This is a genomic window from Micromonospora inyonensis, assembly GCF_900091415.1.
In the GTDB taxonomy this organism is placed as follows: Bacteria; Actinomycetota; Actinomycetes; order Mycobacteriales; family Micromonosporaceae; genus Micromonospora; species Micromonospora inyonensis.
The window spans coordinates 596,617-621,163 of the sequence record NZ_FMHU01000001.1; the positions used below are offsets into that span (position 1 = coordinate 596,617).

23 protein-coding genes, 2 pseudogenes and 1 riboswitch are annotated in these 24,547 nt (G+C 72.8%); of the genes and pseudogenes, 10 read left to right on the plus strand and 15 right to left on the minus strand.

The features are described from left to right. The first annotated feature begins 15 nt into the window (after window positions 1-15). The 3 genes and pseudogenes from nirB to GA0074694_RS02460 all read left to right on the plus strand — a co-directional run bounded on the left by nirB (window position 16) and on the right by GA0074694_RS02460 (window position 4,137). Window positions 16-2,538, plus strand: a complete 2,523-nt coding sequence (gene nirB / locus GA0074694_RS02450) for a nitrite reductase large subunit NirB (RefSeq protein ID WP_091451789.1) — start codon at window positions 16-18, stop codon at window positions 2,536-2,538. Continuing rightward, window positions 2,535-2,900 (plus strand): annotated as a pseudogene (nirD, locus tag GA0074694_RS02455) (nitrite reductase small subunit NirD); the annotation flags it as partial. The gene nirB and the pseudogene nirD, both read left to right, overlap by 4 nt. Window positions 2,901-3,048: 148 nt before the next feature. After that, window positions 3,049-4,137, plus strand: coding sequence for a uroporphyrinogen-III synthase (locus tag GA0074694_RS02460; RefSeq protein ID WP_091458537.1), 1,089 nt, complete (start codon window positions 3,049-3,051; stop codon window positions 4,135-4,137). Here the strand turns inward: GA0074694_RS02460 and GA0074694_RS02465 are convergent. Further along, complete coding sequence (locus GA0074694_RS02465; RefSeq protein ID WP_091451796.1) at window positions 4,116-4,376, minus strand: hypothetical protein; 261 nt, start codon at window positions 4,374-4,376, stop codon at window positions 4,116-4,118. The genes GA0074694_RS02460 and GA0074694_RS02465 overlap by 22 nt on opposite strands. A gap of 2 nt (window positions 4,377-4,378) precedes the next feature. Further along, window positions 4,379-4,654 (minus strand): DivIVA domain-containing protein, encoded by a 276-nt coding sequence (locus tag GA0074694_RS02470; RefSeq protein ID WP_245714519.1) that lies wholly within the window; start codon window positions 4,652-4,654, stop codon window positions 4,379-4,381. Between the two features lie 354 nt (window positions 4,655-5,008). Between GA0074694_RS02470 and GA0074694_RS02475 the strand changes: the two genes are divergently transcribed. Next, window positions 5,009-5,248 carry a winged helix-turn-helix domain-containing protein gene (locus GA0074694_RS02475; protein ID WP_091451801.1) on the plus strand — a complete coding sequence of 80 codons (240 nt, stop codon included), beginning with the start codon at window positions 5,009-5,011 and terminating at the stop codon, window positions 5,246-5,248. 357 nt (window positions 5,249-5,605) lie between these two features. On the opposite strand, the gene GA0074694_RS02480 is transcribed toward GA0074694_RS02475, so the two are convergent. The 4 genes from GA0074694_RS02480 to GA0074694_RS02495 all read right to left on the minus strand — a co-directional run bounded on the left by GA0074694_RS02480 (window position 5,606) and on the right by GA0074694_RS02495 (window position 10,173). Continuing rightward, the gene (locus GA0074694_RS02480) at window positions 5,606-6,235 is read right to left on the minus strand and encodes a GTP-binding protein (protein WP_091451804.1); all 630 of its coding nucleotides are present in this window, start codon (window positions 6,233-6,235) and stop codon (window positions 5,606-5,608) included. Next, entirely contained in the window at window positions 6,216-6,581 is a 366-nt protein-coding gene (locus tag GA0074694_RS02485; RefSeq protein WP_091451807.1) for a DUF742 domain-containing protein, read from the minus strand. Before GA0074694_RS02485 ends, GA0074694_RS02480 begins: the two co-directional genes overlap by 20 nt. Window positions 6,582-6,649: 68 nt before the next feature. Further along, entirely contained in the window at window positions 6,650-7,057 is a 408-nt protein-coding gene (locus GA0074694_RS02490) for a roadblock/LC7 domain-containing protein (protein WP_088982086.1), read from the minus strand. Further along, on the minus strand, window positions 7,054-10,173 hold the full coding sequence (locus tag GA0074694_RS02495; RefSeq protein WP_091451809.1) for a sensor histidine kinase: 3,120 nt from the start codon (window positions 10,171-10,173) through the stop codon (window positions 7,054-7,056). Before GA0074694_RS02495 ends, GA0074694_RS02490 begins: the two co-directional genes overlap by 4 nt. A 443-nt stretch (window positions 10,174-10,616) precedes the next feature. Here GA0074694_RS02495 and GA0074694_RS02500 point away from each other — a divergent pair, with 443 nt between their 5' ends. Then, a complete protein-coding gene (locus tag GA0074694_RS02500) occupies window positions 10,617-11,801 on the plus strand; it encodes an ABC transporter substrate-binding protein (protein ID WP_091451812.1) in 1,185 nt (394 codons plus the stop codon). Window positions 11,802-12,001: 200 nt separating this feature from the next. Here the strand turns inward: GA0074694_RS02500 and GA0074694_RS02505 are convergent, their stop codons facing one another. Together GA0074694_RS02505 and GA0074694_RS02510 are read right to left on the minus strand one after the other, a co-directional pair. Further along, the gene (locus GA0074694_RS02505; RefSeq protein ID WP_091451815.1) at window positions 12,002-12,844 is read right to left on the minus strand and encodes an ABC transporter permease; all 843 of its coding nucleotides are present in this window, start codon (window positions 12,842-12,844) and stop codon (window positions 12,002-12,004) included. Between the two features lie 136 nt (window positions 12,845-12,980). Then, entirely contained in the window at window positions 12,981-14,006 is a 1,026-nt protein-coding gene (locus GA0074694_RS02510; RefSeq protein WP_091458542.1) for an ABC transporter substrate-binding protein, read from the minus strand. Window positions 14,007-14,278: 272 nt separating this feature from the next. On the opposite strand from GA0074694_RS02510, the gene GA0074694_RS02515 reads away from it, so the two are divergent. The 4 genes and pseudogenes from GA0074694_RS02515 to GA0074694_RS02525 all read left to right on the plus strand — a co-directional run bounded on the left by GA0074694_RS02515 (window position 14,279) and on the right by GA0074694_RS02525 (window position 17,426). Continuing rightward, on the plus strand, window positions 14,279-15,064 hold the full coding sequence (locus GA0074694_RS02515) for an ABC transporter ATP-binding protein (protein ID WP_091451818.1): 786 nt from the start codon (window positions 14,279-14,281) through the stop codon (window positions 15,062-15,064). Between the two features lie 126 nt (window positions 15,065-15,190). Then, window positions 15,191-15,343 (plus strand): annotated as a pseudogene (locus GA0074694_RS34075) (LLM class F420-dependent oxidoreductase); the annotation flags it as partial. Next, the gene (locus GA0074694_RS02520; RefSeq protein ID WP_091451821.1) at window positions 15,340-15,633 is read left to right on the plus strand and encodes a cupin domain-containing protein; all 294 of its coding nucleotides are present in this window, start codon (window positions 15,340-15,342) and stop codon (window positions 15,631-15,633) included. The pseudogene GA0074694_RS34075 and the gene GA0074694_RS02520, both read left to right, overlap by 4 nt. A gap of 158 nt (window positions 15,634-15,791) precedes the next feature. Beyond that, window positions 15,792-17,426: a hypothetical protein gene (locus GA0074694_RS02525; protein ID WP_141713945.1), complete on the plus strand. Its 1,635-nt coding sequence runs from the start codon at window positions 15,792-15,794 to the stop codon at window positions 17,424-17,426. Between the two features lie 72 nt (window positions 17,427-17,498). Here GA0074694_RS02525 and thiC read toward each other — a convergent pair whose 3' ends face one another. From thiC to GA0074694_RS02560, 7 genes are all read right to left on the minus strand, one after another. Next, on the minus strand, window positions 17,499-19,091 hold the full coding sequence (gene thiC / locus GA0074694_RS02530; RefSeq protein ID WP_091458544.1) for a phosphomethylpyrimidine synthase ThiC: 1,593 nt from the start codon (window positions 19,089-19,091) through the stop codon (window positions 17,499-17,501). A gap of 20 nt (window positions 19,092-19,111) precedes the next feature. Beyond that, the gene (thiD, locus tag GA0074694_RS02535) at window positions 19,112-19,897 is read right to left on the minus strand and encodes a bifunctional hydroxymethylpyrimidine kinase/phosphomethylpyrimidine kinase (RefSeq protein ID WP_091451826.1); all 786 of its coding nucleotides are present in this window, start codon (window positions 19,895-19,897) and stop codon (window positions 19,112-19,114) included. Then, complete coding sequence (locus GA0074694_RS02540; protein ID WP_245714705.1) at window positions 19,894-20,481, minus strand: thiamine phosphate synthase; 588 nt, start codon at window positions 20,479-20,481, stop codon at window positions 19,894-19,896. The genes thiD and GA0074694_RS02540 overlap by 4 nt, the downstream gene beginning before the upstream one ends. 89 nt (window positions 20,482-20,570) lie before the next feature. Further along, complete coding sequence (locus GA0074694_RS02545; protein WP_091451832.1) at window positions 20,571-21,347, minus strand: thiazole synthase; 777 nt, start codon at window positions 21,345-21,347, stop codon at window positions 20,571-20,573. Further along, the gene (gene thiS / locus GA0074694_RS02550; protein WP_091451835.1) at window positions 21,344-21,544 is read right to left on the minus strand and encodes a sulfur carrier protein ThiS; all 201 of its coding nucleotides are present in this window, start codon (window positions 21,542-21,544) and stop codon (window positions 21,344-21,346) included. The genes GA0074694_RS02545 and thiS overlap by 4 nt, the downstream gene beginning before the upstream one ends. A 45-nt stretch (window positions 21,545-21,589) precedes the next feature. Next, window positions 21,590-22,732 carry a glycine oxidase ThiO gene (gene thiO / locus GA0074694_RS02555; protein ID WP_176737753.1) on the minus strand — a complete coding sequence of 381 codons (1,143 nt, stop codon included), beginning with the start codon at window positions 22,730-22,732 and terminating at the stop codon, window positions 21,590-21,592. Then, entirely contained in the window at window positions 22,726-23,352 is a 627-nt protein-coding gene (locus GA0074694_RS02560; RefSeq protein ID WP_091451843.1) for a thiamine phosphate synthase, read from the minus strand. The genes thiO and GA0074694_RS02560 overlap by 7 nt, the downstream gene beginning before the upstream one ends. Further along, window positions 23,347-23,456, minus strand: a riboswitch (TPP riboswitch). (Overlaps the previous gene by 6 nt.) A 158-nt stretch (window positions 23,457-23,614) precedes the next feature. On the opposite strand from GA0074694_RS02560, the gene GA0074694_RS02565 reads away from it, so the two are divergent. After that, window positions 23,615-24,535 (plus strand): hypothetical protein, encoded by a 921-nt coding sequence (locus GA0074694_RS02565; protein WP_141713946.1) that lies wholly within the window; start codon window positions 23,615-23,617, stop codon window positions 24,533-24,535. The last annotated feature ends 12 nt before the right edge of the window (window positions 24,536-24,547 follow it).

A 24,547-nucleotide genomic window follows, 5' to 3' on the forward strand; every position in this document is an offset into this window, starting at 1 on the left:
GACACAGGGGACGAAATGGACGACGACGGGACGACCGGCGGCCGGCTGGTGGTGGTCGGCAACGGGATGGTGGGTCAGCGTCTCGTAGAGGCGCTACGGGCCCGGAACACCGCCGGACGCTGGCAGGTGACGGTGCTCGCCGAGGAGGACCGGCCGGCGTACGACCGGGTGCGGCTCTCGGCGTTCTTCGACGGGGCCGACGCCGACGAGTTGACCCTGCACACCCCGGACGACGGGATCGACCTGCGACTCGGCGAGCCGGTCACGGCGGTCGACCGGGCCCGGCGGGTGGTGACCACGGCCGGGGGCGAGTACCCGTACGACGCGCTGGTGCTGGCCACCGGCTCGTACGCCTTCGTGCCGCCGGTGGACGGGACGGACCTGCCCGGGGTCTTCGTCTACCGGACGCTCACCGACCTGGAGGCGATCCGGGATCACGCCCGGGGTCGACGGGTCGGTGCGGTGATCGGCGGCGGGCTGCTCGGGCTGGAGGCGGCGAACGCGCTGCGCCTGCTCGGCCTGGAGACCCACGTGGTCGAGTTCGCACCCCGGTTGATGCCGGTGCAGGTGGACGAGGCGGGCGGGGCGATGCTCCGGCGCTACGTCGACGAACTGGGCGTCCGTACCCACCTCGGGGTCGCCACCACCGCGCTGCGTCCCGGCCCGGACGGCACGGTCGCCGGCCTGGTCCTCTCCGACGCCACGACGGTCGACGCGGAGCTGGTGGTGGTCGCCGCCGGCATTCGTCCCCGGGACGAGCTGGCCCGCGCCGCCGGGCTGCCGGTCGGACCGCGCGGCGGTGTGCTGGTCGACGAGACCTGCCGTACGGAGGACACCCGGGTCTGGGCGGTCGGCGAGTGCGCGGCGGTCGACGGCACCTGCTTCGGCCTGGTCGCCCCTGGCTACGCGATGGCCGAGGTGGTGGCCGACCGGCTGCTCGGTGGGGCGGCCGTATTCCCCGGGGCGGACACCGCGACGAAGCTGAAGCTGCTCGGGGTGGACGTGGCGTCGTTCGGCGACGCGCACGGGGTCACCCCGGGCTGCCTGGACGTGACGTTCACCGACCCGGCCACCCGGGTCTACGCCAAGCTGGTCCTCTCCGACGACGCGCGCACCCTGCTCGGCGGGGTGCTGGTCGGCGACGCGAGCGCGTACCCGACGCTGCGCGCGAGTGTCGGCGGACCGCTGCCGGCCCCGCCGCTGGCGCTGCTCGCGCCGGCCGGGGAGGCCGCGGCCGGCGGGGTGGCCACGCTGCCCGCCACCGCCCAGGTCTGCTCGTGCAACGCGGTGACCCGGGAGCAGGTGGACGCGGCTATCGCGGACGGCTGCGCCGACGTGCCCGCGCTGAAGGCGTGCACCCGGGCCGGCACGAGCTGCGGCTCCTGCGTGCCGCTGCTGAAGCAACTGCTCGACGCGGCGGGCGTGGTGCAGTCGCGGGCGCTCTGCGAGCACTTCGACGTCAGCCGCAAGGAGCTGTTCGAAATCGTCCGGGTCCGGGGCATCCGGACCTTCTCGCAGCTCATCGCCGAGCACGGGCGCGGCCGGGGCTGCGACATCTGCAAGCCGACGGTGGCTTCGATCCTGGCCTCGCTGCACAACGGGTACGTGCTCGACGGCGAGCAGGCGTCGTTGCAGGACACCAACGACCACTTCCTGGCCAACCTGCAACGCGACGGCAGCTACTCGGTGGTGCCCCGGATCCCCGGCGGGGAGATCACCCCGGAGAAGCTGATCGTGATCGGCGAGGTGGCCCGGGACTTCCACCTCTACACCAAGATCACCGGCGGGCAGCGGATCGACCTGTTCGGCGCACGGGTGGACCAGTTGCCGGCGATCTGGCGGCGGCTGGTCGACGCGGGCTTCGAGTCCGGTCACGCGTACGGCAAGGCGCTGCGCACGGTGAAGTCCTGCGTCGGCGAGACCTGGTGCCGGTACGGGGTGCAGGACTCGGTCGGGCTCGCCATCGCGCTGGAGCTGCGCTACCGGGGTCTCCGCGCCCCACACAAGATCAAGTCGGCGGTCTCCGGGTGTGCCCGCGAGTGCGCCGAGGCCCGCAGCAAGGACTTCGGCATCATCGCCACCGAGACCGGCTGGAACCTCTACGTCGGGGGCAACGGCGGCTTCCGTCCCCGGCACGCCGACCTCTTCGCCACCGACCTGACCACCGAGGAACTGGTCACCTACGTCGACCGGTTCCTGATGTTCTACGTCCGCACCGCCGACCGGCTGCAACGCACCGCCGCCTGGATCGAGGCGATGGACGGCGGCATCGACCACCTCCGCGCGGTGATCGTGGACGACTCGCTCGGGCTCGCCGCCGAACTCGACGCGGCGATGGCCCGGCACGTCGGGTCGTACTCCGACGAGTGGCGGGACACCCTCGCCGACCCGAACCGGCTGCGCCGCTTCTCCTCCTTCGTGAACGCGCCGGACGTCCCCGACCCGTCGATCACCTTCGCCGTGGAGCGGGGTCAGCCGGTGCCGGCGGTGGCCGGCCGGCAGCCGGTCACCCTGGGCCTGCCGGAGGTGCGCCGATGAGCGGGTTGGACGGGTGGACCCCGGTCCCCGGGCCGGACGTCTGGACCCCGGTCTGCGGGTACGACCGGTTGGAGCCGGACCGGGGCGTCGCCGCCCTGGTCGACGGGGTGCAGGTGGCACTGTTCCGCACCGTCGACGGACTGTTCGCGCTCGACAACCGCGACCCGGTCTCCGGCGCGTACGTGCTCTCTCGGGGCCTCGTGGGCAGCCGCGACGGGGTCCCCATCCTCGCCTCGCCGTTGCACAAGCAGGTGTACGACCTGCGTACCGGCGCGTGCCTGGACCGGCCCGCGGCGGCCGTAGCCGTACACGGGGTGCGCTGCCGCGACGGCGTGGTCGAGGTACGGCTGCACGAGCCGGCGGGACACCGTGCCGACGACCGGGGAGCTGATCGGGCCGGCGCGGACGACCGGGGAGCTGATCGGGCCGGCGCGGACGACCGGGGAGCTGATCGGGCCGGCGCGGACGACCGCGCCGGTGCCGGGGCCGGGGCGATCCGCGGGGGGCACGGTGGCTGACGAGCTGGCCGGCTTCACCATCGGCGTGACCGCCGACCGGCGACGCGACGAACTCGCGGCGATGCTGGAACGACGCGGCGCACGGGTGGTGCTCGCCCCGGCGCTGCGGATCGTGCCGCTCGCCGACGACAGCGACCTGCGCGATGCCACCCGCACCTGCCTCCAACGGCCACCGGACATCCTGATGGCCAACACCGGCATCGGCATGCGCGGCTGGCTGGAGGCGGCCGAGGGGTGGGGGCTGGCCGAGTCGCTGCGCTCCGTGCTCGCCGACACGTACGTGGTGACCCGGGGGCCCAAGGCACGCGGTGCGATCCGCGCCGCCGGCCTGCACGACCAGTGGTCGCCGGACTCGGAGAGCTGCGAGGAGGTGGTCGAGCACCTGCGCCGACGCGGCGTGGCCGGTCAGGTGATCGCCATGCAGCTGCACGGCGACCGGCAGCCGGAGTGCACCATGGCGCTGGAGGCGGCCGGGGCGACGGTGATCGAGGTGCCGGTCTACCGGTGGGCCCCGCCCACCGACTCCGCTCCCCTACACCGCCTCATCGACCTGGTCGCCTCCCGGCTGGTCGACGCGGTCACCTTCACCTCGGCACCCGCGGCGGAGGCGCTGCTGCGGGCCGCCGGGGACCGGGCCGAGGCGGTGCTCGGGGCGTTCCGCAGCGACGTGCTGGCCAGCTGCGTCGGGGCGGTGACCGCCGAGCCGATGCACCGCCGGGGCGTACCGGTCAGCATGCCCGCCCGGGCCCGGCTCGGCGCGCTGGTCCGGCACCTCGTCGACGAACTGCCCCGCCGTACGGTGACCCTGAGTGCCGCCGGCCACCAGCTCAGCCTGCGCGGCCACGCGGCGGTGATCGACGGTGAGCTGCGCCCGCTGGCCCCCGCGCCGATGGCGGTGCTCCGGGCGCTGGCCCGCTCCCCCGGCCGGGTGTTCTCCCGGACCGCCCTGCTGCGCACCCTGCCACGCGGCGCGGACGAGCACGCGGTCGAGATGGCGGTGGCCCGGATCCGCGCCAGCCTGGAGGCTCCCCAGATCGTGCAGACGGTGGTCAAACGCGGCTACCGTCTCCGGGTGGACTGACCGGTGGGCGGGAGCACGTGTCGGAGTGGATGCAGGCCGGCGACCTGGACGAAGAGCTCCCGCTTGGTGGTGGCGAGGCCGGCGGCGTCGAGCGCGTAACCGGTCAGCCAGATCCAGCCGTCGAAGGTGGGCCGGTCGAGGTGCACGGCCACCACCCTCAGCGTCAGCGCCCGTTCGCCGCCGAACTGCACCGACGCGCAACCGTCGACCCGCAGCAGGTCGCCGGGCTTGGGTGGCATCGCTACCAGTGCCCCCGGTTGGGCCGGCACTCCCGTGCGTGCAGGGTCTGCCAGTCGCGCAGCGCCCGCTTGAGCCGCTCGTTCTCCTGGTCGAGCAGGTGCAGCCTGCGGTACAGGTCGGCCACCTCGTCGGCGAGGTCGACCAGGAACGCGCGTACCTCGTCGGCATCGACACCGCGCCGACGCGAGCTGAACTCGCGGGTGCATATTTTGTGCGGAGTCAGACGGTGCGGCAGGCCGGTGCCGTAGGGCTGTCCGGAGCGATACACCTGGGCCACGTCGGTCCTTTCCGGGCAGGGAGACACGTCGTTCCTCTCCACGGCAGGGAGAGCGGAGGGTCCGTGCGGTTGGTGCGGTTGGTGCGGGAGGAAGGGCGGGTCGCCGCACGCCGGCCTGCGCCGACCCGCCCGGCCCTGTCACCGCAGCTCTCATCAGCGGTACGGAGACAGAGCGGTCCAAGGGTCGGGGCAGGCACGTGTAACCCACCCCGACCAGGGGGAGTGAGCCGATCCCGTTGCCACACGAGGAGCGACTCCCAATCAACATATCTAGACAAGTCAGATGAGTCAACTCGGCTTGTTGAGTGCGTCGCGGTGTGATCGAATCGGGTTGCCACGCGAGGAGTGCCAACCATGCGAGAAGTGCCGGATTACTGGCGCATCGCCGATGATGTGATCGCCGACGTCAGGTCAGAGAAGTTGAAGCCAGGGGCCAAACTGCCCTCGATCGCCGATCTCCGCGAGACTTACGGCGTCAGTCATGGGACAGTGCAGATGGCCTACGCCCGGCTGGAAGCGCTACGGGTGATCCGGCGACAGCAGGGCAAGGGGGTCTTCGTCAACGACCCGGCGCTCTGGATGCGGGAGCCCTGACACGGGGAGACGCCCTGCCGACAATCGTCGGCATACTACCTGCAACCGTCATCCGTCCCATGCCTGGATGGGGATGCTCGGTGCCGGTGCGGCGTACGGGCGCCGCCGGGTGCCGAAGCTGGTGGACTCGACGCAGCGGACCACACCATGCCACCCCGTCGATCATGGAGTTGGGGCACCGGACTAACCCCTACAAAAGCCGCCGAACGGGCACCACAACTCCATGATCGACGGGGGCGGGTGTCACCGGGGCGCACTGGGGGTGGCGGGGGAGTCCGGAGTGGTTGCAGGGGTCCCCTGCTGCTCAAAAAGCGGTAGTAAGGGGCCCCTGCAACCAACCTGCAACCACACCCGGCGTCAGCCGACCGGGGCGGGGTAGCCGCGACCGCGGCCGTGCTCGGCCTGGAGGCGGAGCATGGCGTGCTCGACCACGGTCACCAGCACCTGCTTGACCGCCTCCCGGTGCCGGGCGTCGGTCAGGATCAGCGGCACCTGCGGCGAGATCGCCAGTGCCTCCCGGACCTCTTCCAGGTCGTAGCGCGGTGCGCCGTCGAAGTGGTTCAGCGCCACCACGTACGGCAGCTTGCGGTTCTCGAAGTAGTCCAGCGGCGCGAACGCGTCGGTGATCCGACGGGTGTCCACCAGCACGGCGGCACCCACCGCACCCTTGATGATCTCGTCCCACATGAACCAGAACCGGGTCTGGCCGGGGGTGCCGAAGAGGTAGAGGATCAGGTCCTCGGCCATGGTGATCCGGCCGAAGTCCATGGCGACCGTGGTGGTCTGCTTCCCCGGCACCTTGGACGGGTCGTCGATGCCGACACCCGCCGCCGTCATCACCGCCTCGGTGGTCAGCGGGGTGATCTCCGAGACCGCGCCGACCAGGGTTGTCTTGCCCACCCCGAACCCGCCCGCGACCACGATCTTCGCGGAGGTGATACCCCGGTTACGGCGTGCCCCGGCGGGGTCATAGCCTGCGAAGTCCACTTAGCACCCTCTCAAGCAGTTTCATCCGCTCCTCGTACGCCTCGGCGGGAGCGGCAGTGTGTAGCGTCAGCAGACCCTCGGCCACCATGTCGGCGACCAGTACCCGGGCCACGCCCAGCGGCATTCGGGTGTACGCGGCGATCTCCGCCAGGGACTGGGGACGCCCCTCGCAGATCGTGGCGATGCGATGCTTGTCGTGGCCGGCGAATCGGGACTCGGCGACGGCGGTGGGGCTCGCCGTCATCACCGCTTCCAGGGCGATGGCCTGGCGCGGCTCGGTTCGTCCCCGGGTGACCGCGTACGGACGCACCAACGCGCCGCGTGGGTCCTCTCGCCTCCGGTCCATTCGCGATCACCTCCTTCCGCCGGCGCCGTCCGTCGGCACCGGGTGACAGTTTCTGCTCGTCTTGACCGCTACCGGACCACGGCCTCCCGGGGCAGCGGCACGAGCGCCGCCCCGACCCGCTCCACCAGCAGCGCCATCTCGTATCCGACCTGGCCGACGTCACAGCTGCGGGCCGCGAGCACCGCCATCGACGAGCCGTCGCTGATGGACATCAGGAAGAGGTACCCGCTGTCCATCTCGATGACCGTCTGGAGCACGCCACCGGCGCTGAACATCCGGGCCGCGCCCTCGGTCAGGCTGACCACACCGGAGGTGATCGCGGCGAGCTGGTCGGCGCGGTCCGCCGGCAGGTCGCGGGAGGAGGCGAGCAGCAGCCCGTCCGCGGACACCGCGACGACGTGGGCGATACCCGCCACGCTGTCGGCGAAGTTCGTGAGCAGCCAACCCATGTCCTGCATAGCCGCTGGCCTGTTCATCGGCTCGTCTCCTTGGTCGAATTGCTGTTCAGGTCCGCACCGGCCGTCCGACCGCGCTGCACACCGCGGTGGTAGGCCGACAGCAGACCGCGTACTTCGTCAGGGGTGCGCCGGGTGCTGGCCCGGCTGCCCTTGGGCTCCACGCCGCCGGGGACGAGCTGCGCCTGGGGCACCCGCTTGGGCAGCCCGGAGCGGGTGGTGCCCGCGGCGGGCGGCTCGGCGGCCTTCACCGCCCGGGACCAGCCCTCGTCCGCCGCCGTACGCCAGCTTTCCGCGCCGGTCGTCGGCGGTGCCGGCGTCGGCTCGGCCTGGGCCACCGGGGCGGGAATCGGCGTCGGTGCGGCCGCCGGGGTCGGGGCCGGGGCCGGGGCCGGCGGGATGGCGGCGACCGGCTCCGGGGCCGGCGGCGGCGTCGGTGCGGCCGGCGGCGTGTACGACGGAGGCGGCGGCTGCGTCACCGGCTGCGCCGCGGACGGGACGACCGTGGCACCCGGCGTACGGCCGGGCAGCTTCGGCAGCTGTGGCACCTCGGTCGTCGGGGCGGTGGCCGCCGACGACGCGGCCGCAGTCGGCGGCTGGTCGAACTGCGGGCGGGCGAAGATGGCCGTCGCGTCGTTGCCGTGGGTACGGAACCAGGCGGTCTCCATCTCCCGGAAGATCGGTGCCTCGGCCGGCTCAGCCGGCCGGGGCGGCACGGCGGGCGTGGGGAGCGGGGCGACGGACGGCGACGGGGTGGCGACCGGACCGGCCACCGGGCCGGCGGGCAGCGGGGGCTGTGTCGACGGTTGCCGATCGCCCCCGGGACTCCGCTGCGGCAGCGGGTTGAGCGTGGGGAACGCGGTCGTCGGCGTGCCCCTCAGTCCGGTGCCGGCGGCCGGGGTCGTCGGGGTGGACGCCGACGTGGCCAGCGTCGGCGACGCCGTGGTCGGGCCACCCACGTTCACCGTCGACCCGGTGTCGCGGGCCTCGTTGGAGGCCGGCCACGGGGTCGGCGACGGGTTGGTACGCCACTGGTCGGTGGTGAGGGTGGCCGCCGAGGTCCGCCCGGCACCGGCCAGCGACTCGCCGAACGGGGCCGGCTCGACGGCGAGCGGCTGACGCTGCCGGGGCAGGGGGTCCCGGCCACCGCCACCACGTCCCTGCGGCAGCACCACGGTCGAGTTGGGCAGGGTGACCTGGGCGACGGTGCCGCCCTCCACGTTGCGCCGCAGTTCGACCCGGATGCCGTAGCGGGACGCCAGCCGGCTGACCACGGCGAGACCCATCAGCCGGAACGCGGCGACGTCCACCGTCGACGGAGCGGCCAGTCGCCGGTTCAGCGAGTCGAGCTGCTCGTCGGTGAGGCCGAGACCCCGGTCCTCGATCTGGATCAGCACGTAGTCGCGGATCCGCCGGCCGTCGGCGACCACCGTCGTGGTCGGCGGGGAGAACCGGGTGGCGTTGTCCAGCAGTTCGGCGACGAGCCGGACCACGTCGTTGACGGCGTGCGCGGCGACCGAGATGTCGGTGTCGACGGTGCCGAACTCGATCCGGTTGTAGAGCTCGACCTCGGACTGCGCGGCGCGCAGCACGTCGACCAGGAGCGCGTCGTCGCGACGCGGCACGGCCGAGTCGGCACCGGCGAGCACCAGCAGGTTCTCGTCGTTGCGGCGCATCCGGGTGGCCAGGTGGTCCAGCTCGAAGAGCTGGGCGAGCCGCTTCGGGTCCTCCTCCCCACGCTCGATGGCGTCCAGCTCGCCGATCATCCGGTCGACCAGGGTCTGACTACGGCGGGCCAGGTTGAGGAACATCGCCGAGACGCTGGCCCGCAGGGCGGCCTGCTCGGCCGCGATCCGGACCGCCTCCCGGTGGACGACGTTGAACGCGAGCGCGACCTGGCCGACCTCGTCCTTGTTGGTCAACTTGATCGGGTCGCGGACCTCGTTGACGACCTCCTCCACACCACCGTCACCGGCGCTGCCCATGCTCTGCAGGCGCTTGACCGCCTCCGGGAGGTCGTGGTTCGCCACCGAGAGCGCACCCTCCCGCAGCCGGCGCAGCGAGTGGTTGAGCGACCGGGCGAGCACGATGGCGAGGGTGATGGCGACGACGAAGGTGAGCAGCACCAGCAGCGCCTCGACCACGGCCTGCCGGATGACCGCCGTACGGGCGTCGTCGGTCTGGCTGAGCAGCCGGTCCTGGAGCTGCACCTCGGTCCAGCGCATCAGGTCGTTGACCGCGCCGATGGCGAAGGTCGCGTCCTCGGCCGGGACCAGGGCCGGCGTCTGCCCGACGGAACGGGTGATGTCGGCGGCGACCCGGTCGGCGAGGACCACCGCGTCACCGGTCACCGTGCCGTCCACCAGTGCCTGCTGGGTCGGGTCCGCGGCGAGCGAGAACGTGAGCAGGGCTTCCTGCTGGCTGGTGAGCGTGGCGACGAAGGAGGAGAACTGCTCCTCGTCGATCCGGTTGGCCGCGAGCGCGGCGAAGGCGACCGCCTCCTCCTCGGCCACGGCCGACTTGGCGCGGCTGAACGCGGCGACCGCCCGCCGGCTGTCGGCGAGCGCGCCGTCACCGGGGAGCTGGGCCAGCGCGTCGCCGTAGCCGACCAGGTCGGCCAGGGCCACGCCGTACCGCAGCACGGCCGCGGAGACCGGCATCTGGCGGCGGTCCACCACCTCCTGCCGGGTCGCGTTGAGGGTGGCCAGGTGGTCGTCGACGATGCGGAGCCGGTCACGGACCGCCGAGGGCACCTCGCCCAGCTCACGCCGCTGGGCGTTGTACTGCGAGACCCGCTGGTCGGTACGGCGCACGTGGAGGTTGAACGAGTCCGGCTTGGCGGTGGGCGAGGCGAGGTAGGTGGCCGCCGCCATCCGCTCGCGGTGCAGGTCCTGGGTGAGCGCCGAAATGTCGACCGAGAGCGCGGTCAACGAGCGGGCCTGGTTGGCCTCGTAGGCGCCCTCACCGACCGAGATGAGGCGTACGGTGGCCAGCGCGACGACCGCGGCGACCGGTACGACGAGGATCAGCGCCAGTTTGGACCGGATCCGCGCGTCGCGCAGCCGGGGTAGCCGGCGCCGTCGCTTCTCCTGGGTGGGCTGACCGCTCTCGGGCAGGGTCGTAGGTGCGGTGCTCACGACATCGCCTCCGTCGATTCTTCCACGTATGACCCGCCGACCCGCGCCTGGTGCAGCGGACAGCGCCACGCGCGGCACGGCCGCGATTGCATCAGAGAAGATCGGATTTGGGAAGCCGCAGTGAGGCAGGAAACGTTAGGAGAGCGCCAAACCGCTGAACTGGTCAACTATTACCTTCATTTCCACGAGGCCCTGATCAGGGCAAATGATCCACAGTATTCGTCCGCTTCTGCTAAGTGAGCATTTGCAAACCTCCGGGGCCACCACCATGTGGGACGGCCATCCCGAAACGCCCCGGCCACCCGCGCTTGACCACGGGGGCCCGGCATTGGCAAGGTTTTGCAGGCTTCGCGCACACCGTACGGCAGACCCATCCCGTCTCTCCACCGAGGACGGATATAGCGGGGATCGGGCACCGCCCACCCGCCTTCTGGAGGACCAAGTTGAGCCCCTTCCGCTCCGTGACCACCGCGGCGCTCGCATCGGCCGTCCTGGCCACCACGCTCACCGGCTGCCAGTTCGGCGAGGAACCCCAGGACACCAGCCCCATCGTCATCGGCGTCGACCTCGAACTCTCCGGCCCGCAGGCGGCCGTCGGCAAGGCGTACCAGCGCGCCCTGGAACTCAAGCGCGACCAGTTGAACGCCTCCGGTGCCCTGGGCGACCGCCGGGTCGAACTCAAGGTCAGGGACAACCGCTCCGACGCCGCCGAGTCCCAGCGCAACATCGGCGACTTCGGCAACGACGCCTCGGTCACCGCAGTGATCATGGGCGGCTGCAACGAGTGCGCGGTCAGCGCGGTCCGCACCATCAACGACAAGCGGGTGCCGACCATCGCGCTGGCCGCGTCGGGCGCGATCACGTCCTCGTCCCGTCAGCAGGACTCGTACGTGTTCAAGCTGGCACCGAACGCCAAGGACAGCGCGGACGCCCTCACCGCCGAACTGACCCGGCGCGGGGTCAAGGAGGCGGCACTGCTGCACAGCGACGACGACTACGGACGCGAGGGACTCGACGCCCTCAAGGGCGAGTTCGCCAAGGCGAAGATCAAGTTGACGGCCGTCCGGCCGGTCAAGAGCACCGACACCGACGTCACCGCACCGGTGGAGACGCTGACCGAGGAGAAGCCCGACGCCCTGGTGCTCTGGACCCCGTCCGAGCAGGCGATGCTCGCCGCGACCGCGGCCCAGAAGGCGAAGTTCAAGGGCGCGCTGTTCCTCGACGCGGCGGCTGCGGGCGAGCTCTTCCTCGGCACGTCGGCCCGTTCTGTCGAACAGGCCACCCTGGTGTTCACCCAGACCATGGTGATCGACGACGTGATCGCCACCACGCCGGCCAAGGCCGCCCGCCGGCAGTGGTTCCGGGACTACACCGCCCGCTTCGGCGGGTACAACGGCTTCTCCTCGTTCGCCGCGGACGCCGTGCAGCTGATCGCGGACGCCGAACTGCGCGCCGGCGGCGAGCCCGGCCGGGTCGACCGGGAGGGCCTGCGCGACGTGCTGGAGACCTCCCAGATGGACGGCCTCTCCGGACCGATCCGGATGACGCCGGACAACCACTCCGGTCTGATGCCCCAGGCCCTGACCACCCTGGTCGCCCAGGGCGGCCGGTGGCGGCTCGCCGGGTAGGTGGGTTGGTTGGCCCCCGCCCCGCCCGGCTCCGGGCGGTCAGGCTTGGTCCCTGCGCCGGACGGGGCGGGGGCCAACTGCGGTGTGCTGAGGGGTCCACGGTCGACGTAAAGCCCACGGTCGAGGTGGGGTTGCCGGTCGGCGTGGGTTCCGTTCGCCGGCGGTCGACGGGGTTCCGCCTGCTGGTCGCCGGCGGGCGGTCAGCGGCTGGAGGTGGTGGCGCGGACCCAGGGCAGAGCCAGCCGCTCCAGCAGCACCAGCGCGAAGTAGAGCAGGATGCTCATGGCCGCGATCAGGACGATCGCGGCCCACGAGGTGGAGTAGGACCCGACTCCGTTGAACTGGAGGATCTGGTAGCCGAGGCCGGCTTCACCGGCCTGGAACTCCCCGATCACCGCCCCGATCGCGGCCAACGGCATGGCGACCTTGAGCCCGACGAAGATCTGGGGCAGCGCCGCCGGAAAGCGCACCTTGCGGAAGGCCTGCCACCACGAGGCGTTCAGGGATCGGGCCAGTTCGGCGAGGTCGGCCGGCGTGGTGGTCAACCCGGTCGCGGTGGAGAGCACGATCGGGAAGAAGCAGAGCAGGAACACCATCGTCAGGATGGGCTTCTGTCCCCAACCGAGGGAGACCACCAGCAGCGGACCGAGCGCGATCTTCGGGACCGCGTTGACCGCCACCAGCAGCGGTGAGAACATCCGCTCCACCCGCCGGGACGCGGCCAGCGCCAGGCCGATCAGGACACCGGCCACCGTCGACAGCAGGAAGCCGACGACGGTGGACAGGGTGGTCGCCCCGGCCGCCTCCAGCAGCACCGACCGGTTCTCGACCAGGGCCTGGAAGACGTCCTCCGGCGGGGGCAGCGAAGCCGGGTGGACCAGGTGGAACGCCGAGGTGACCAGCCACCACGCGACCATCGCGATGAGGACGCCGAGCAGCGGCAGGCCGATGGCCGCCGACCCGGGACCGAGGCGACGGTAATTCGCCCGAGCCGGGGCCGGCTTCGTTGTCGCGGGCTCCGCCCGCTCCTGCAACTCCGTCATGTTCTCTTCCTTCTCGGTCCGTCGCGCGGCGGTCCCCCGGGCCACGGGTGGAAGCCTTTCCCGCTCCGGCGGTCGGAGCGCGATCGGGGGTGCGCTCCGCCGGTCGTGGCGGAACACACCCCCCGGGATGGATCGGTCAGGCCTTCGGCGCGAGGTTGAAGTCGACGACCTGCTCCGGGGTGATGTTCTGCTTGAGCGCCCCGGCGCCCTGGAGGATCGCGATGCTCTTGGCGACCCGGCCGCTGTCCAGCGCGCCGATGGCGGTGCCGGAGTTGCTGGACCGGACGTAGCCGGCCATCAGTTCCAGCTCGGCGGCGGCGGAGACCGGGTTGGCCTCGGCGACGTTCTTCTTCAGGATCTCGCCCGCCTCCTTCGGGTTGGCCAGGCTGTACTCCAGGCCCTTGAGCAGCGCGCCGGTGAAGCGCTTCACCATCTCCGGCTCCTCCTTGGCGAGCTTCTTGGAGGTGATCAGCGCGTTGCCGTAGAGGTCGGTCATCACGTTGCTGTACGGGAGCACGACCGGCTCCTTCTTGGCGACCGCCCGGACCGTGGGCGCACCCACGACGAACTGACCGATGCCGTCGACCTTGCCGGTGGCGAGCGTCGCCATCAGGGTCTGCGCCTCGCCGTTGACCCACGTCACCTTGCTGTTGTCGATGCCGGCGAGCTTGGCGTAGGTCGGGAAGAGGTTGCGCACGACGGAGACCGGGGTGTCGGCGAGGGTCCTGCCCTCCAGGTCCTTCGGGGACGCGATGCCCTTGTCCTGGGTGGTCACGATCGCCGCCATGGTGCGCTGCTGGATGGCCGCCACGGCGACGAAGTCCTTGGGCTTGTCGTCCCCGCCGCCGAGCTGGAGGATGCCGCCGGTCAGGTCGATCGGACCGAAGTCGGCCTGTCCACCGACGATGGTCTGGATGACACCACCGGTGCCCTGGCCCGGCTTGATGTCGACGTCGAAGCCGGCCTCCTTGAAGAAGCCCTTGTCCTTCGCTACCCACGCGTAGGAATCCCGGCCAAAGTTACCGAACGAGGTGAGATACGTCACTTTGCGCAACGAAGCGCCGTCGCCATTGCCGGAGTCGGAGTCACTGCTGCAAGCGGAAGCCAGAGCCAGGGCCGTGGCCAACACAGCCACGGCGACAGTGCGGGTCAACCTTCTCATGTTGTGCACCATGTCCTTTCCAGGCCGGCGGCGATCGGCCACCGGAGGAGTTGTCGAACCAGATGACGCCGTGGTGAGAGGGGGTGGGACCGGCGTCACCGTCGCGGGGGGACTCTTCGCCGGCACAGCGTACGAGAGAGTCACCTTCGCGACGCCAGGTGGATCCGGTTACGGAACGACAACAGATTGTTGTCCACCCTGGACGGTGTGAACCGGATGTAATCCCGTTAGCCTTGCGTCGCTCGCGAATACCGTGGATGGGAGAACGCCGGATGATACGACTGTCGGGGGTGTCCCGCACCTTCACCGGTCGCTCCGGTCAGGTCGAGGCGTTGCGCCACATCGACCTGGACGTCGCCGAAGGCGAGTTCGTCGCGGTGCTCGGGCGGTCCGGCTGTGGCAAGTCCACCCTGCTCCGGCTGATCGCCGGGCTGCTCCCGGTCACCGCCGGCGAGATCGAGGTCGACGGCAAGCCGATCACCCGCCCCCGCCAGGACATCGCGATGCTGTTCCAACGTCCGGCGCTGCTGCCCTGGCGCAGCGTGCTGGACAACGTCCTGCTCCCGGTGGAGATCTTCGGCTGGAGCCGGTCCAAGCACCGGCAACGGGCCCGTGACCTGCTCGACGTGGCCGGGCTGGCCGGCTTCGAGAAGCGGCTGCCGCACGAACTCTCCGGCGGCATGCAACAGCGGGTCTCGCTCTGCCGCTCGCTGATCGCCGAACCGCGCGTGCTGCTGATGGACGAGCCGTTCTCCGCCCTCGACGCGCTCACCCGCGAGGAACTCTCCGTGGAGCTGCAACGGGTGCACATGCAGAACCAGTCCACCATCGTGTTCGTCACCCACTCCATCGACGAGGCGGTGCTCCTCGCCGACCGGGTGGTCGTGCTCAGTCCGCGGCCCGGCCGCATCCGCAAGGTGGTCGACGTCGACATCCCCCGGCCCCGCGGCCTGGGGCGCAACGCGCACCTCGCCGACGTCGCCCGGGTCAGCGCCGACCTGCACGAACTGCTCATGGAGCGGGAGGAGCCTGCGCCGGCCGGGGCGAAGGAACGATGACCGTGCGGGTGTGCGTCTTCGTCGAGCCGCACCGGGGAGCCACCTACGACGACCAGCTCCGGTTCGCCCGCCGGGTGGAGGAGACGGGGTTCGAGGGGTTCTTCCGGGCCGACCACTACCAGTCCGGTGGTCGGTTCGCCCGCCCAACTCGTCGACCGGCTCGGCGAGTTCGCCGCGATCGGCACCACCCGGGTCCACCTGCGCCTGATCGAACTCGACGACCCGGACCACCTCGAACTGATCGCCGCCGAGGTGCTGCCCCAACTGGAGGCCCGATGAGCAAGGAACTGGCCCCGGTGGGCCAGGAGATCGTCCTGGAGAACGACAAGGTCCGGGTCTGGCACATCCGCCTCGAACCGGGCGAGCAGCAGCCGCTGCACCGCCACGACCACCCGTACCTGGTCATCGCGGTGCAGGGAGCGAAGAACGTCATCCAGACCGTCGACGGGACGCGGATCGACGCCGACGAGCCGACCGGTGGAGTGGTCTACCGGGACCCCGGCGCCGTTCACATGCTCACCAACGTCGGCGACACGACGTACCTCGCGCGGCTGGTCGAACTGAAGTAGTCAGCCCCGGGGGATTGAGTATCCGTCCCCGCCGGACGGGCGTAGTTCCCCCACAGGTACTTGAGTCGCCGTCACCTTCGGGCATCGAGGACGGCGCGTCGCCGCGTGATGCCTTGTTTTGGTGGCGGTCGGGGTCGACGGGCCGTAACGTGCCGCACATGGCCATACGGACCTGGGGCAGATCTCTGCTGGTGGCGCTGGGTGTGGGCGTACTGGCCGGGGCGGGCCAGCTCGGCATCGCGTACGGTCTCGGCATCCTCCGGTTCACCCCGACCTTCGCCGACGCGCCCGACCACTGGCCGGCGCAGCTCGTCTGGGTGGGTTGGTTCGCCGTCGGCGCCACCGTGCTCGGTGCCGTACTCGCCGAGCGGTACGCCCGCCGCAACGACCTCCCGGTCACCACCGTCGTGCAGGTCACCATCGCGGTGGCCGCCACGCTGGGCGCGACGGTCGTCGCACCGCTGTGCATGCTGCCGGCGCGCAACGCGCAGGTGCCCGCGGTGGACCCGGTGCTGTCCGTCGCGGTCAGCGCCCTCTTCGGCGCGCTGGCCGGCACGGTCGCCGCGGTCGCCGTACTCCGGTACGCCCCGATGAGGTGGAACGCCGCCGTGTCCACCGCCGCACTCGGGCTCCTCGCGCTGCTGTCGGTCGTACCGTCACTCGGTGCGGCCGAGCCGCCGCCGACCGTACGCCTCGGCGCGCTGGACCCGGTCTGGCTCGCGCCGGACCCGGCCGGACGCCTGGCCATGCTGATCCTGCCCGGACTGGCCCTGCTCGTCGGGGCGGCCGTGGCCGGGGTGGCCCGCTGGCGCGGCCAGCCCCCGCTGCTCGGTGGCCTCAGCGGGGTGACGACCCCGATGGTGGTCGCGGTCGCCTACCTGCTCGCCGGTCCGGGGCGGGGCGACGACGGCTACCAGTCCACGCCCTACCGGGCCGCGCTGCTGGCGGTGCTGACCGGGGCGCTCGGGTCGGTCGCCGCCGCCTGGCTGCGTCGCCCCCCGCTGTCCGCCGCCACCCTGCTGCGCTGGCCGCCGCTGGCCGGAGGCCGGTCCCGGAGCGACGCCATCGAGCCGACCGACATCCTGCGTCCCCTTCCGGCCGGTACCGGGCTGCCGCCGGTCCCGTCACCGGCCCACCCGGCCGACGACGCCGAGGGTGTGTCCGGGGAGTCGCCGGGCAGCGTCGGTCCCCAGCCGATCGGACGACTCCCGTGGCAGCTCCCCCAGCCCACCGGCGCCGACCGGAGCCCGACGGGAACGTGGGACTGGCCGAGTCCGCCGGGCACGGCGGAGACCGTGTCCACCGCAGCTCTGGACTGGTCGCTCCCGACTCCGGACCGGTCCACCGGCGGTGCCGGGCCGGACCGCACTGACGGCGCGGTGCCGGACCCGGTCCACCTCGGCCGCGGACTGCCCGGCGTCGGACAGACCGGCACGGCGGATGACGGCGGCCCACCGGAGGACACCGACCGGACGACCGCCACCGGGTCGGTGGTGGACGGCGACGCGACGACCGACGGGACCGGACCCGCCATCGACGTCCCGGCAACCGGGGGGTTCCGGAAGCTGCGGGACCTGCTCCGACGCGACCGGGCCGGGGCCGGCGCGACCGGCGGCAGCCGATCGGACGGGGCCAGCGGGCGCGAGCGGGATGAGCCCACCCTCCCCCCGCAGGACGAGGAGTACGTCGACTGGGTCGCCCAACTGGGCCAACCGACGCCGGACACCACCACCTTTCCGGACCCCGGCGAACGGCGCACCCTTCGCTCCACCGGGCGGCACCAGCGCGACTGAACGGCCGTCGCCGATCGCCCCGGTCGCGGGCCGGTCTCCAGCCGGGCCGCGCGCCAGGTCAGGCCGCCCCGGTCAGGCCAACGGCAGGTAGACCCGGCTCCCCGAGGCGACGAACTCCTCGGACTTGTCCCGCATGCCCCGGGCCGCGTACTCCTTCAACTCCTGCGTGATCTTCATCGAGCAGAACTTCGGCCCGCACATCGAGCAGAAGTGGGCGGTCTTCGCCGGTGCGGCGGGCAGCGTCGCGTCGTGGTACGCCCGCGCGGTCTCCGGGTCCAGCGAGAGGTTGAACTGATCCTCCCAACGGAATTCGAACCGCGCCTTCGACAGCGCGTCGTCCCGGGCCTGCGCGCCGGGGTGCCCCTTGGCCAGGTCGGCCGCGTGCGCCGCGATCTTGTAAGCGATCACGCCCGCCTTGACGTCGTCCCGGTCCGGCAGGCCCAGGTGCTCCTTGGGCGTGACGTAGCAGAGCATCGCGGTGCCGAACATGCCGATCATGGCCGCGCCGATCGCCGAGGTGATGTGGTCGTACGCGGGCGCGATGTCGGTGGTCAGCGGGCCGAGCGTGTAGAAGGGGGCCTCGTGGCACAGCTCCTGCTGGAGATCCACGTTCTCCTTGATCTTGTGCATCGGCACGTGTCCCGGGCCCTCGATCATCACCTGCACGTCGTGCTCCCAGGCGACGCCGGTCAGCTCCCCGAGCGTCCGTAGCTCGGCGAACTGCGCCTCGTCGTTGGCGTCCGCGATGGACCCCGGCCGCAGGCCGTCCCCGAGCGAGAAGGTCACGTCGTAGCGGGCGAGGATCTCGCACAGCTCGGCGAAGTGGGTGTAGAGGAAGTTCTCCTCGTGGTGCGCCAGGCACCAGGCCGCCATGATGGACCCGCCCCGCGACACGATCCCGGTCACCCGGTCGACGGCCAGCGGCACGTACGGCAGGAGCACCCCGGCGTGCACGGTCATGTAGTCCACGCCCTGCTCGGCCTGCTCGATCACGGTGTCCCGGAACACCTCCCAGCTCAGCTCGACCGGGTCACCGCCGACCTTCTCCAACGCCTGGTAGATCGGCACCGTGCCGATCGGCACCGGCGAGTTGCGGACGATCGCCTCCCGGGTCTCGTGGATCCGCCGGCCGGTGGACAGGTCCATCACGGTGTCCGCGCCCCACCGGGTCGCCCAGGTCAGCTTCTCCACCTCCTCGGCGACCGAGGAGGTGACCGCCGAGGTGCCGATGTTGGCGTTCACCTTGACCAGGAACGCCTTCCCGATGATCGCCGGCTCGCACTCCGGGTGGTTGACGTTGAGCGGCAGCACCGCCCGGCCTGCGGCGATCTCGGCCCGGACGAACTCCGGGGTCACGCCCTCCCGGATCGCCACGAACTCCATCTCCGGGGTCACCACGCCCGCCCGGGCGTACGCGAGCTGGGTCGGCCGTCTGCCGGCCACGCCCGCCAACGGGGTGCCGGCCCCGCGCACCGGGGCGACGTCGCCCCGCTCGGCGATCCACGGACCGCGCAGCGGTGGCAGCCCGACCTCCGGGTCGGAGCCGGGGCCGGACGTGTCGTAGAGCCGCACCGGTGGGTTGTCCCCGGTCAGCGTCACCTCGGCGAAGGGCACCCGGACGTCCGGCCGCGCCCCCTCCACGTAGACCTTGCGTCGTGCCTGCATGACAGCCTCCCTGCTGGTCGTCAGGACCATCCGAAGTGGTCCAGCGGGCCACGGCCCGCGCCCAGTTCCCAGTCCCGCGCGCCGGTCAGCGCGCGGGTGACGTACTCCTTGGCGGTCGCCACCGCCGTCGGCACCGCGTCCCCCGCCGCCAGCCGCACGGCGATCGCCGCCGAGAACGAACAGCCGGTGCCGTGGTGGTGCCGGGTGTCCACCCGGGGCGCGCGGAGCACGGTCGTCGTACCGCCGCCGACCAGCACGTCGACCGCCTCGCCGTCGGCGTCCACGTCGCCGCCGGTGACCACCACGTAGGCCGGGCCGCCGGCCGCGAGCGCCCCGGCGGCGGCGACCATCTCCCCGACCGTGGTCACCGGCGCTCCGGTTAGGGCCTCCGCCTCCGCGCGGTTCGGCGTCGCCACCAGCGCGTACGGCAGCAGCCGCTCGACCGCCTCCACCACACCGAGCCGGTGTCCGCTGGTGGCGACGAGCACCGGGTCGACGACGAGGTTCGGCAGTCGTCCCGCCCGGGCCGCCCCGGCCACCGCGTCGGCGACCGCCGGGGTGCCGAGCATCCCGGTCTTGACCGCCCGCACCCGGAAGTCACCGAGCACGCTGTCGAGTTGTTCGGCGACCGTGCGCGGCGGCATCGGCAGGACGGCGTCCACGCCCCGGGTGTTCTGCGCGGTCACGGCGGTGACCACGCTGGTGCCGTACGCGCCGAGCGCGGCGAACACCTTCAGGTCGGCCTGGATGCCCGCGCCACCGCCCGAGTCGGAGCCGGCGACGGTGAGCACGGTCGTCGGGGTCACCGTTCGCCTCCGCCGGCTGCGGTGAAGGCTCCGACGAGGGTGGCCGCGACGGTGGCGGGGTCGCCGGCCCGCATGAGGGCGCCGAGCACCGCCACGCCGACGGCGCCCGCCCCGACGCAGGCGTGCACCTGCTCCGGGGCCTCCACGCCGCCGAGGGCGAGAACCGGCACCGGGCTGGCCCGCACCAGGTCGGCCAGCCCGCCGGGGCCCAGGGGTGGGCCGTAGCCGGGTTTGGTACGGGTCGGGTAGACCGGTGAGCAGGTGGCGTAGTCCTCGGTGGTGAGCCGGCCCACCTCGATTGGGTCGTGGCAGGAACGACCCACCAGTGGCACATCCGGCGGCGGGTACGGACCGGCGGCGGACAGGTGGACGGCGGTCCCGTCGAGCGGGTCGGGGCCGGCGACGACCAGCGTGCCGCCCGTACCGGCCAGGACCGCCCGCAGGTCGGCGGCGAGGGCGGCCCGCTCGACGCGGGGCAGGTCCTTCTCCCGCAGCACCACCCACCGCACTCCCCCGGCCACCGCCGCCGCGACGACCTCCGGCAGTGGCCGCCGGGCCACCCGGCGATCGGTGAACGCGACGATCCCGGTGGGGACGTCGGCCCTGGTCGTGGTGGCGGGCGGGCGTGGGCGGAGTCCTCCCGTACCGCGACCCGCACGGACGGCCGACGCGGTCACAGCTCCGGCCGTCCCTCGTCCGGAGTGGAGGCCAGCGCGTGGAAGCGGCGCGGAATCCGGCCGGCCCGGTACGCGAGCCGCCCCGCCTCGACCGCGTGGCGCATCGCGGTGGCCATCGTCTCCGGGTCCGCGGCCCGGGTGACCGCGCTGGCCAGCAGCACCGCGTCGCAGCCGAGTTCCATGGCGAGCGCGGCGTCACTGGCGGTGCCGATGCCGGCGTCCAGGATCACCGGCACGTCGACCTCCTGCCGGATCAGCCGGATGTGGTGCGGGTTGTTGACGCCCAGGCCGGACCCGATCGGCGCTCCGGCCGGCATCACCGCCGCGCAGCCCACGTCGACCAGCCGGCGCGCCAGCACCGGGTCGTCCGAGGTGTACGGCAGGACGGTGAAGCCCTCGTCGACGAGCTGTTCGGCGGCGCGCAGCAACTCCACCCCGTCGGGCAGGAGGGTCCGCTCGTCGCCGATCACCTCCAGCTTCACCCAGTCGGTGTCGAACGCGTCCCGGGCCAGGTGGGCGACTTTGACCGCGTCCCGTGCGGTGTAGCAGCCGGCCGTGTTGGGCAGCAGCCGCACCCCGCACCGGTCGAGCAGGTCCAGCAGGCCGCCGTGGCCGCCGGCCGGGTCGACCCGGCGTAGCGCCAGGGTGACCAGTTCGGTGCCGGAGGCCCGGATCGCCCCTTCCAGCACGTGCAGGTTGGCCGCGCCGCCGGTGCCGAGGATCAGCCGGGAGGTGAACGTCGTACCGTCAAGGACGAAGGTCACCGCGCTCACCCGCCCTGCGCCGCGCTCAGCACCTCGACCCGGTCGCCGTCGCGCAGCGTCGTGCCCGGCCAGCCGGTACGCGGCACCACCTCGCCGTTGACCGCGACCGCCACCCCGCGCCGGTCGGCGGTGACCTCGCCGACCAGGTCCGCCACCGTGGCCGCGTCGGGCAGACTCCGCCCGACGCCGTTGACCGTCAGTTCCACCTGTCGTCCTTTCGTCGGGTTCACGTACTCGTCTGCCGTGGTGGGTCACCCACCGGTCGCCGCCCGGGTGACCGGGCCGAACCGGCCCGGAGTGAAGGGGGCGAGCATCGCGTCGGGAGTGCCGGTGGCGACCAGGTCGGCGACCAGATCGGCGGTGACCGGGGTGAGCACGATGCCGTGCCGGTGGTGGCCCGCCGCGACGAGCACTCCCGGTCGGTCGGGGAGCGCGCCGATGACCGGCGCGTTGTCCGGGGTGCCGGGGCGGAACCCGACAGCCGTCTCGACGAGGTCGTACTCGGCCAGCTCGGGCAGGAGGTCGACGGCGGCGCGGAGCAGTCGCAGCACCGCCCCGGCGGTGACCGCCGGGTCGGTCCGCTCCTCGACGGTCGCCCCGACCACCACCTCCCCGTCGGCGCGGGGCACGACGTAGACCGGCTCGCCGTCGGCGTACCCCCGGACGACGTGCCGGAAGCCCGGCGGGCCGCCGCCGGGCGCGCGGAGCCGGAGGATCTGCCCCTTCACCGGCCGAACCGGCAGGCCGGTCAGCGCGGCGGTGCCGCAGCCGGCGGCCACCACGACGGCCGACGCGGCCAGCTCGTCGACCCGCCCGACCGGGGCGGCGACCAGCACCGCGCCGGCCCGCTCGGCGGCGGTGCGCAACGCCACCAGCAGACGCCGGGGGTCGACCTGGTGGTCGCCGGGGGCGAACGCGCCGCCGCGCACCCGGGGTGCGAGCGCCGGCTCCCGGTCCCGCAGCGCGCTGGGGCGCAGCGGGGTGATCGGCAGGCCCAACTCCCGCTGGTACGCCCAGAGCCGCCCCGCCTCGGCCAGGTCGTCGCCGGTGAGCCCGACGACCAGGGTGCCCTCGGTGCGGTACCCGAGGTCGACGCCGCTGGCGGTGGTCAGCTCGGCGGCGAACGCGGGCCAGCGGGCAGCGGACGCGACGAGCAGCCCGGTCAGCGCGGTCTCCCCGAAGTACGCCTCGGCGACCGGGGCGAGCATCCCGGCGGCCACGGTGGAGGCTCCCGAGCCGGGTGCCGGGTCGCGCACGGTCACCGACAGGCCCCGCGCGGCACACCGCCAGGCCACCGCCCATCCGACGACCCCACCCCCCACCACCACCACATCCGGTGCAAGGAGGGGACCCCTGTTACCGCTTTTTGATGAGGAAGGGCCCCCTGCTACCACCCGAGGGCTCCGAGCAGCCCGGCGGTCGCGCGGGCCGGATCGGCGACGCCGGAGAGCGCCCCGACCACCGCCACCCCGTACGCCCCGGCGGCGCGCAGCGCCGGCACCGTCGCCGCGGTCACCCCGCCGATGGCGATCACCGGCACCGGCACCGCGTCGACCACCGCGCGTACCCCGTCCGGACCGATCGGTGCCGGTAGCCCGTCCTTCGTGGTGGTCGCATGGCACGGGCCGACGCCCAGGTAGCCCGCCCCCGCGGCGACCGCCCGCGCGGCGGCGAGCGGCTCCCGGGCGGTCGCGCCGAGCACCGCATCCGGGCCGAGCACCCGGCGGGCGGCGGCGACCGGCAGATCGTCCGCGCCGACATGTCCGCCCGCCGCGCCGGCCGCGAGCGCCACGTGCAACCGGTCGTTGACCAGGCACGTCGCGCCGACCGGCGCGCACAGTTCGAGGATCCGGCCGGTCAGGTCGTACGCCTCACGGTCGGTGGCGGAGTCCTCGACCCGGACCTGCACCACCAGCTCGGGGCCGGCGACGCCGAGGGCGGCCCGGACCACGGTGAGCGGATCGCGCCCGGGGCGGGTGTCGGTGACAAGATGCAGTCGTCCCAGAGACGGCACGGCAACTCTCCTCCCTGCGCCGGCATTACCCGGATCAGGTTCGACGGTCGGGGGCTCCCAGCCCCCCTCTCAGCCCGGTCCACCGGGCTCCCGTGGGTTACTTGCGTGGCACACCGTACGACGGATCGGGGGATCCGCCAAGGGTGGTGTGTCCGTTTTCCGCAAGTCGTGAGGTTTCGACAGCGACTACGCCAGTGGAGAAAATCTCACAATCGACGATCGGGGGCAGCGCGTGACCGTCCGGTCACGGCATGCTGTCCTGATGCCGCGCTCACCCCAGGTCCCGCCCGGTCTCGAGTCCCGGCCCTTCCGCGGCAGCACCGCCGTGGCCCACGGCCTCCTCACCTGGACGATGCTGCGCGGGCGTGCCTGGCAGCGAATACTGCCCGACGTCTACGTGCACCGGGCGGCCCACCGACCCGAGGACCATCGCATGTGGTGCGAGGCCGTGGCGCTGGTGCTTCCCACCGGCGCCGCGATCGCCGGACTGAGCGCGGCGTACCTGCGGGGCGCCGGGCTCCTGCCGCCGAACGCGCCGGTCACCGTCGTGCTGCCCCGCGCGGCCCGGATGCGCCCGCACACCCGGGTGGCCGTCACCCGATCGGTCCTGTCGGAAGCCGACCTGACCGTCCACACCGGGCTACCGGTCACCACCGCGCTCCGCACGGCCTTCGACCTCGGTCGCCGGCCGCCACGCACCGACGCGGTGGTCGCCCTCGACGCGCTGCTGCACCACCGCGTGGTGGACCTGCCCGCACTGCGCGGGTACGCGGCCGGTCGCGCCGGCTGGCCCGGGCTGCCCCTGCTGCGGGAGGTGCTCGCCCTGGTCGATCCGTCTGCCGGGTCACCGATGGAGACCCGGCTACGCCTGCTCCTGCTCGACGCCGGGTTGCCCACGCCAGCCGTCCGGCACGAGGTGCGCGATGCCGGGGGCCAGTACGTCGGCCGGGTCGACCTCGCCTACCCCGCCCGCCGGGTGGCGGTCGAGTACGAACCCGGCCCGCCCCGGGACCCGACGCTGCTCCGCCGGCAGGCGACCCGGTTCCACGCATTCCGCGCGGCGGGCTGGCGGTTGGTCCGCTGCACCTCCGACGACGTGCTCCGCCACCCCACCCGGACAGCCCGGATGGTGGCCGCCGCGCTGCGGGGACGTTCCGCGAACCGGATCAACGGTCTGGTCTGAGCCGACCGCCGG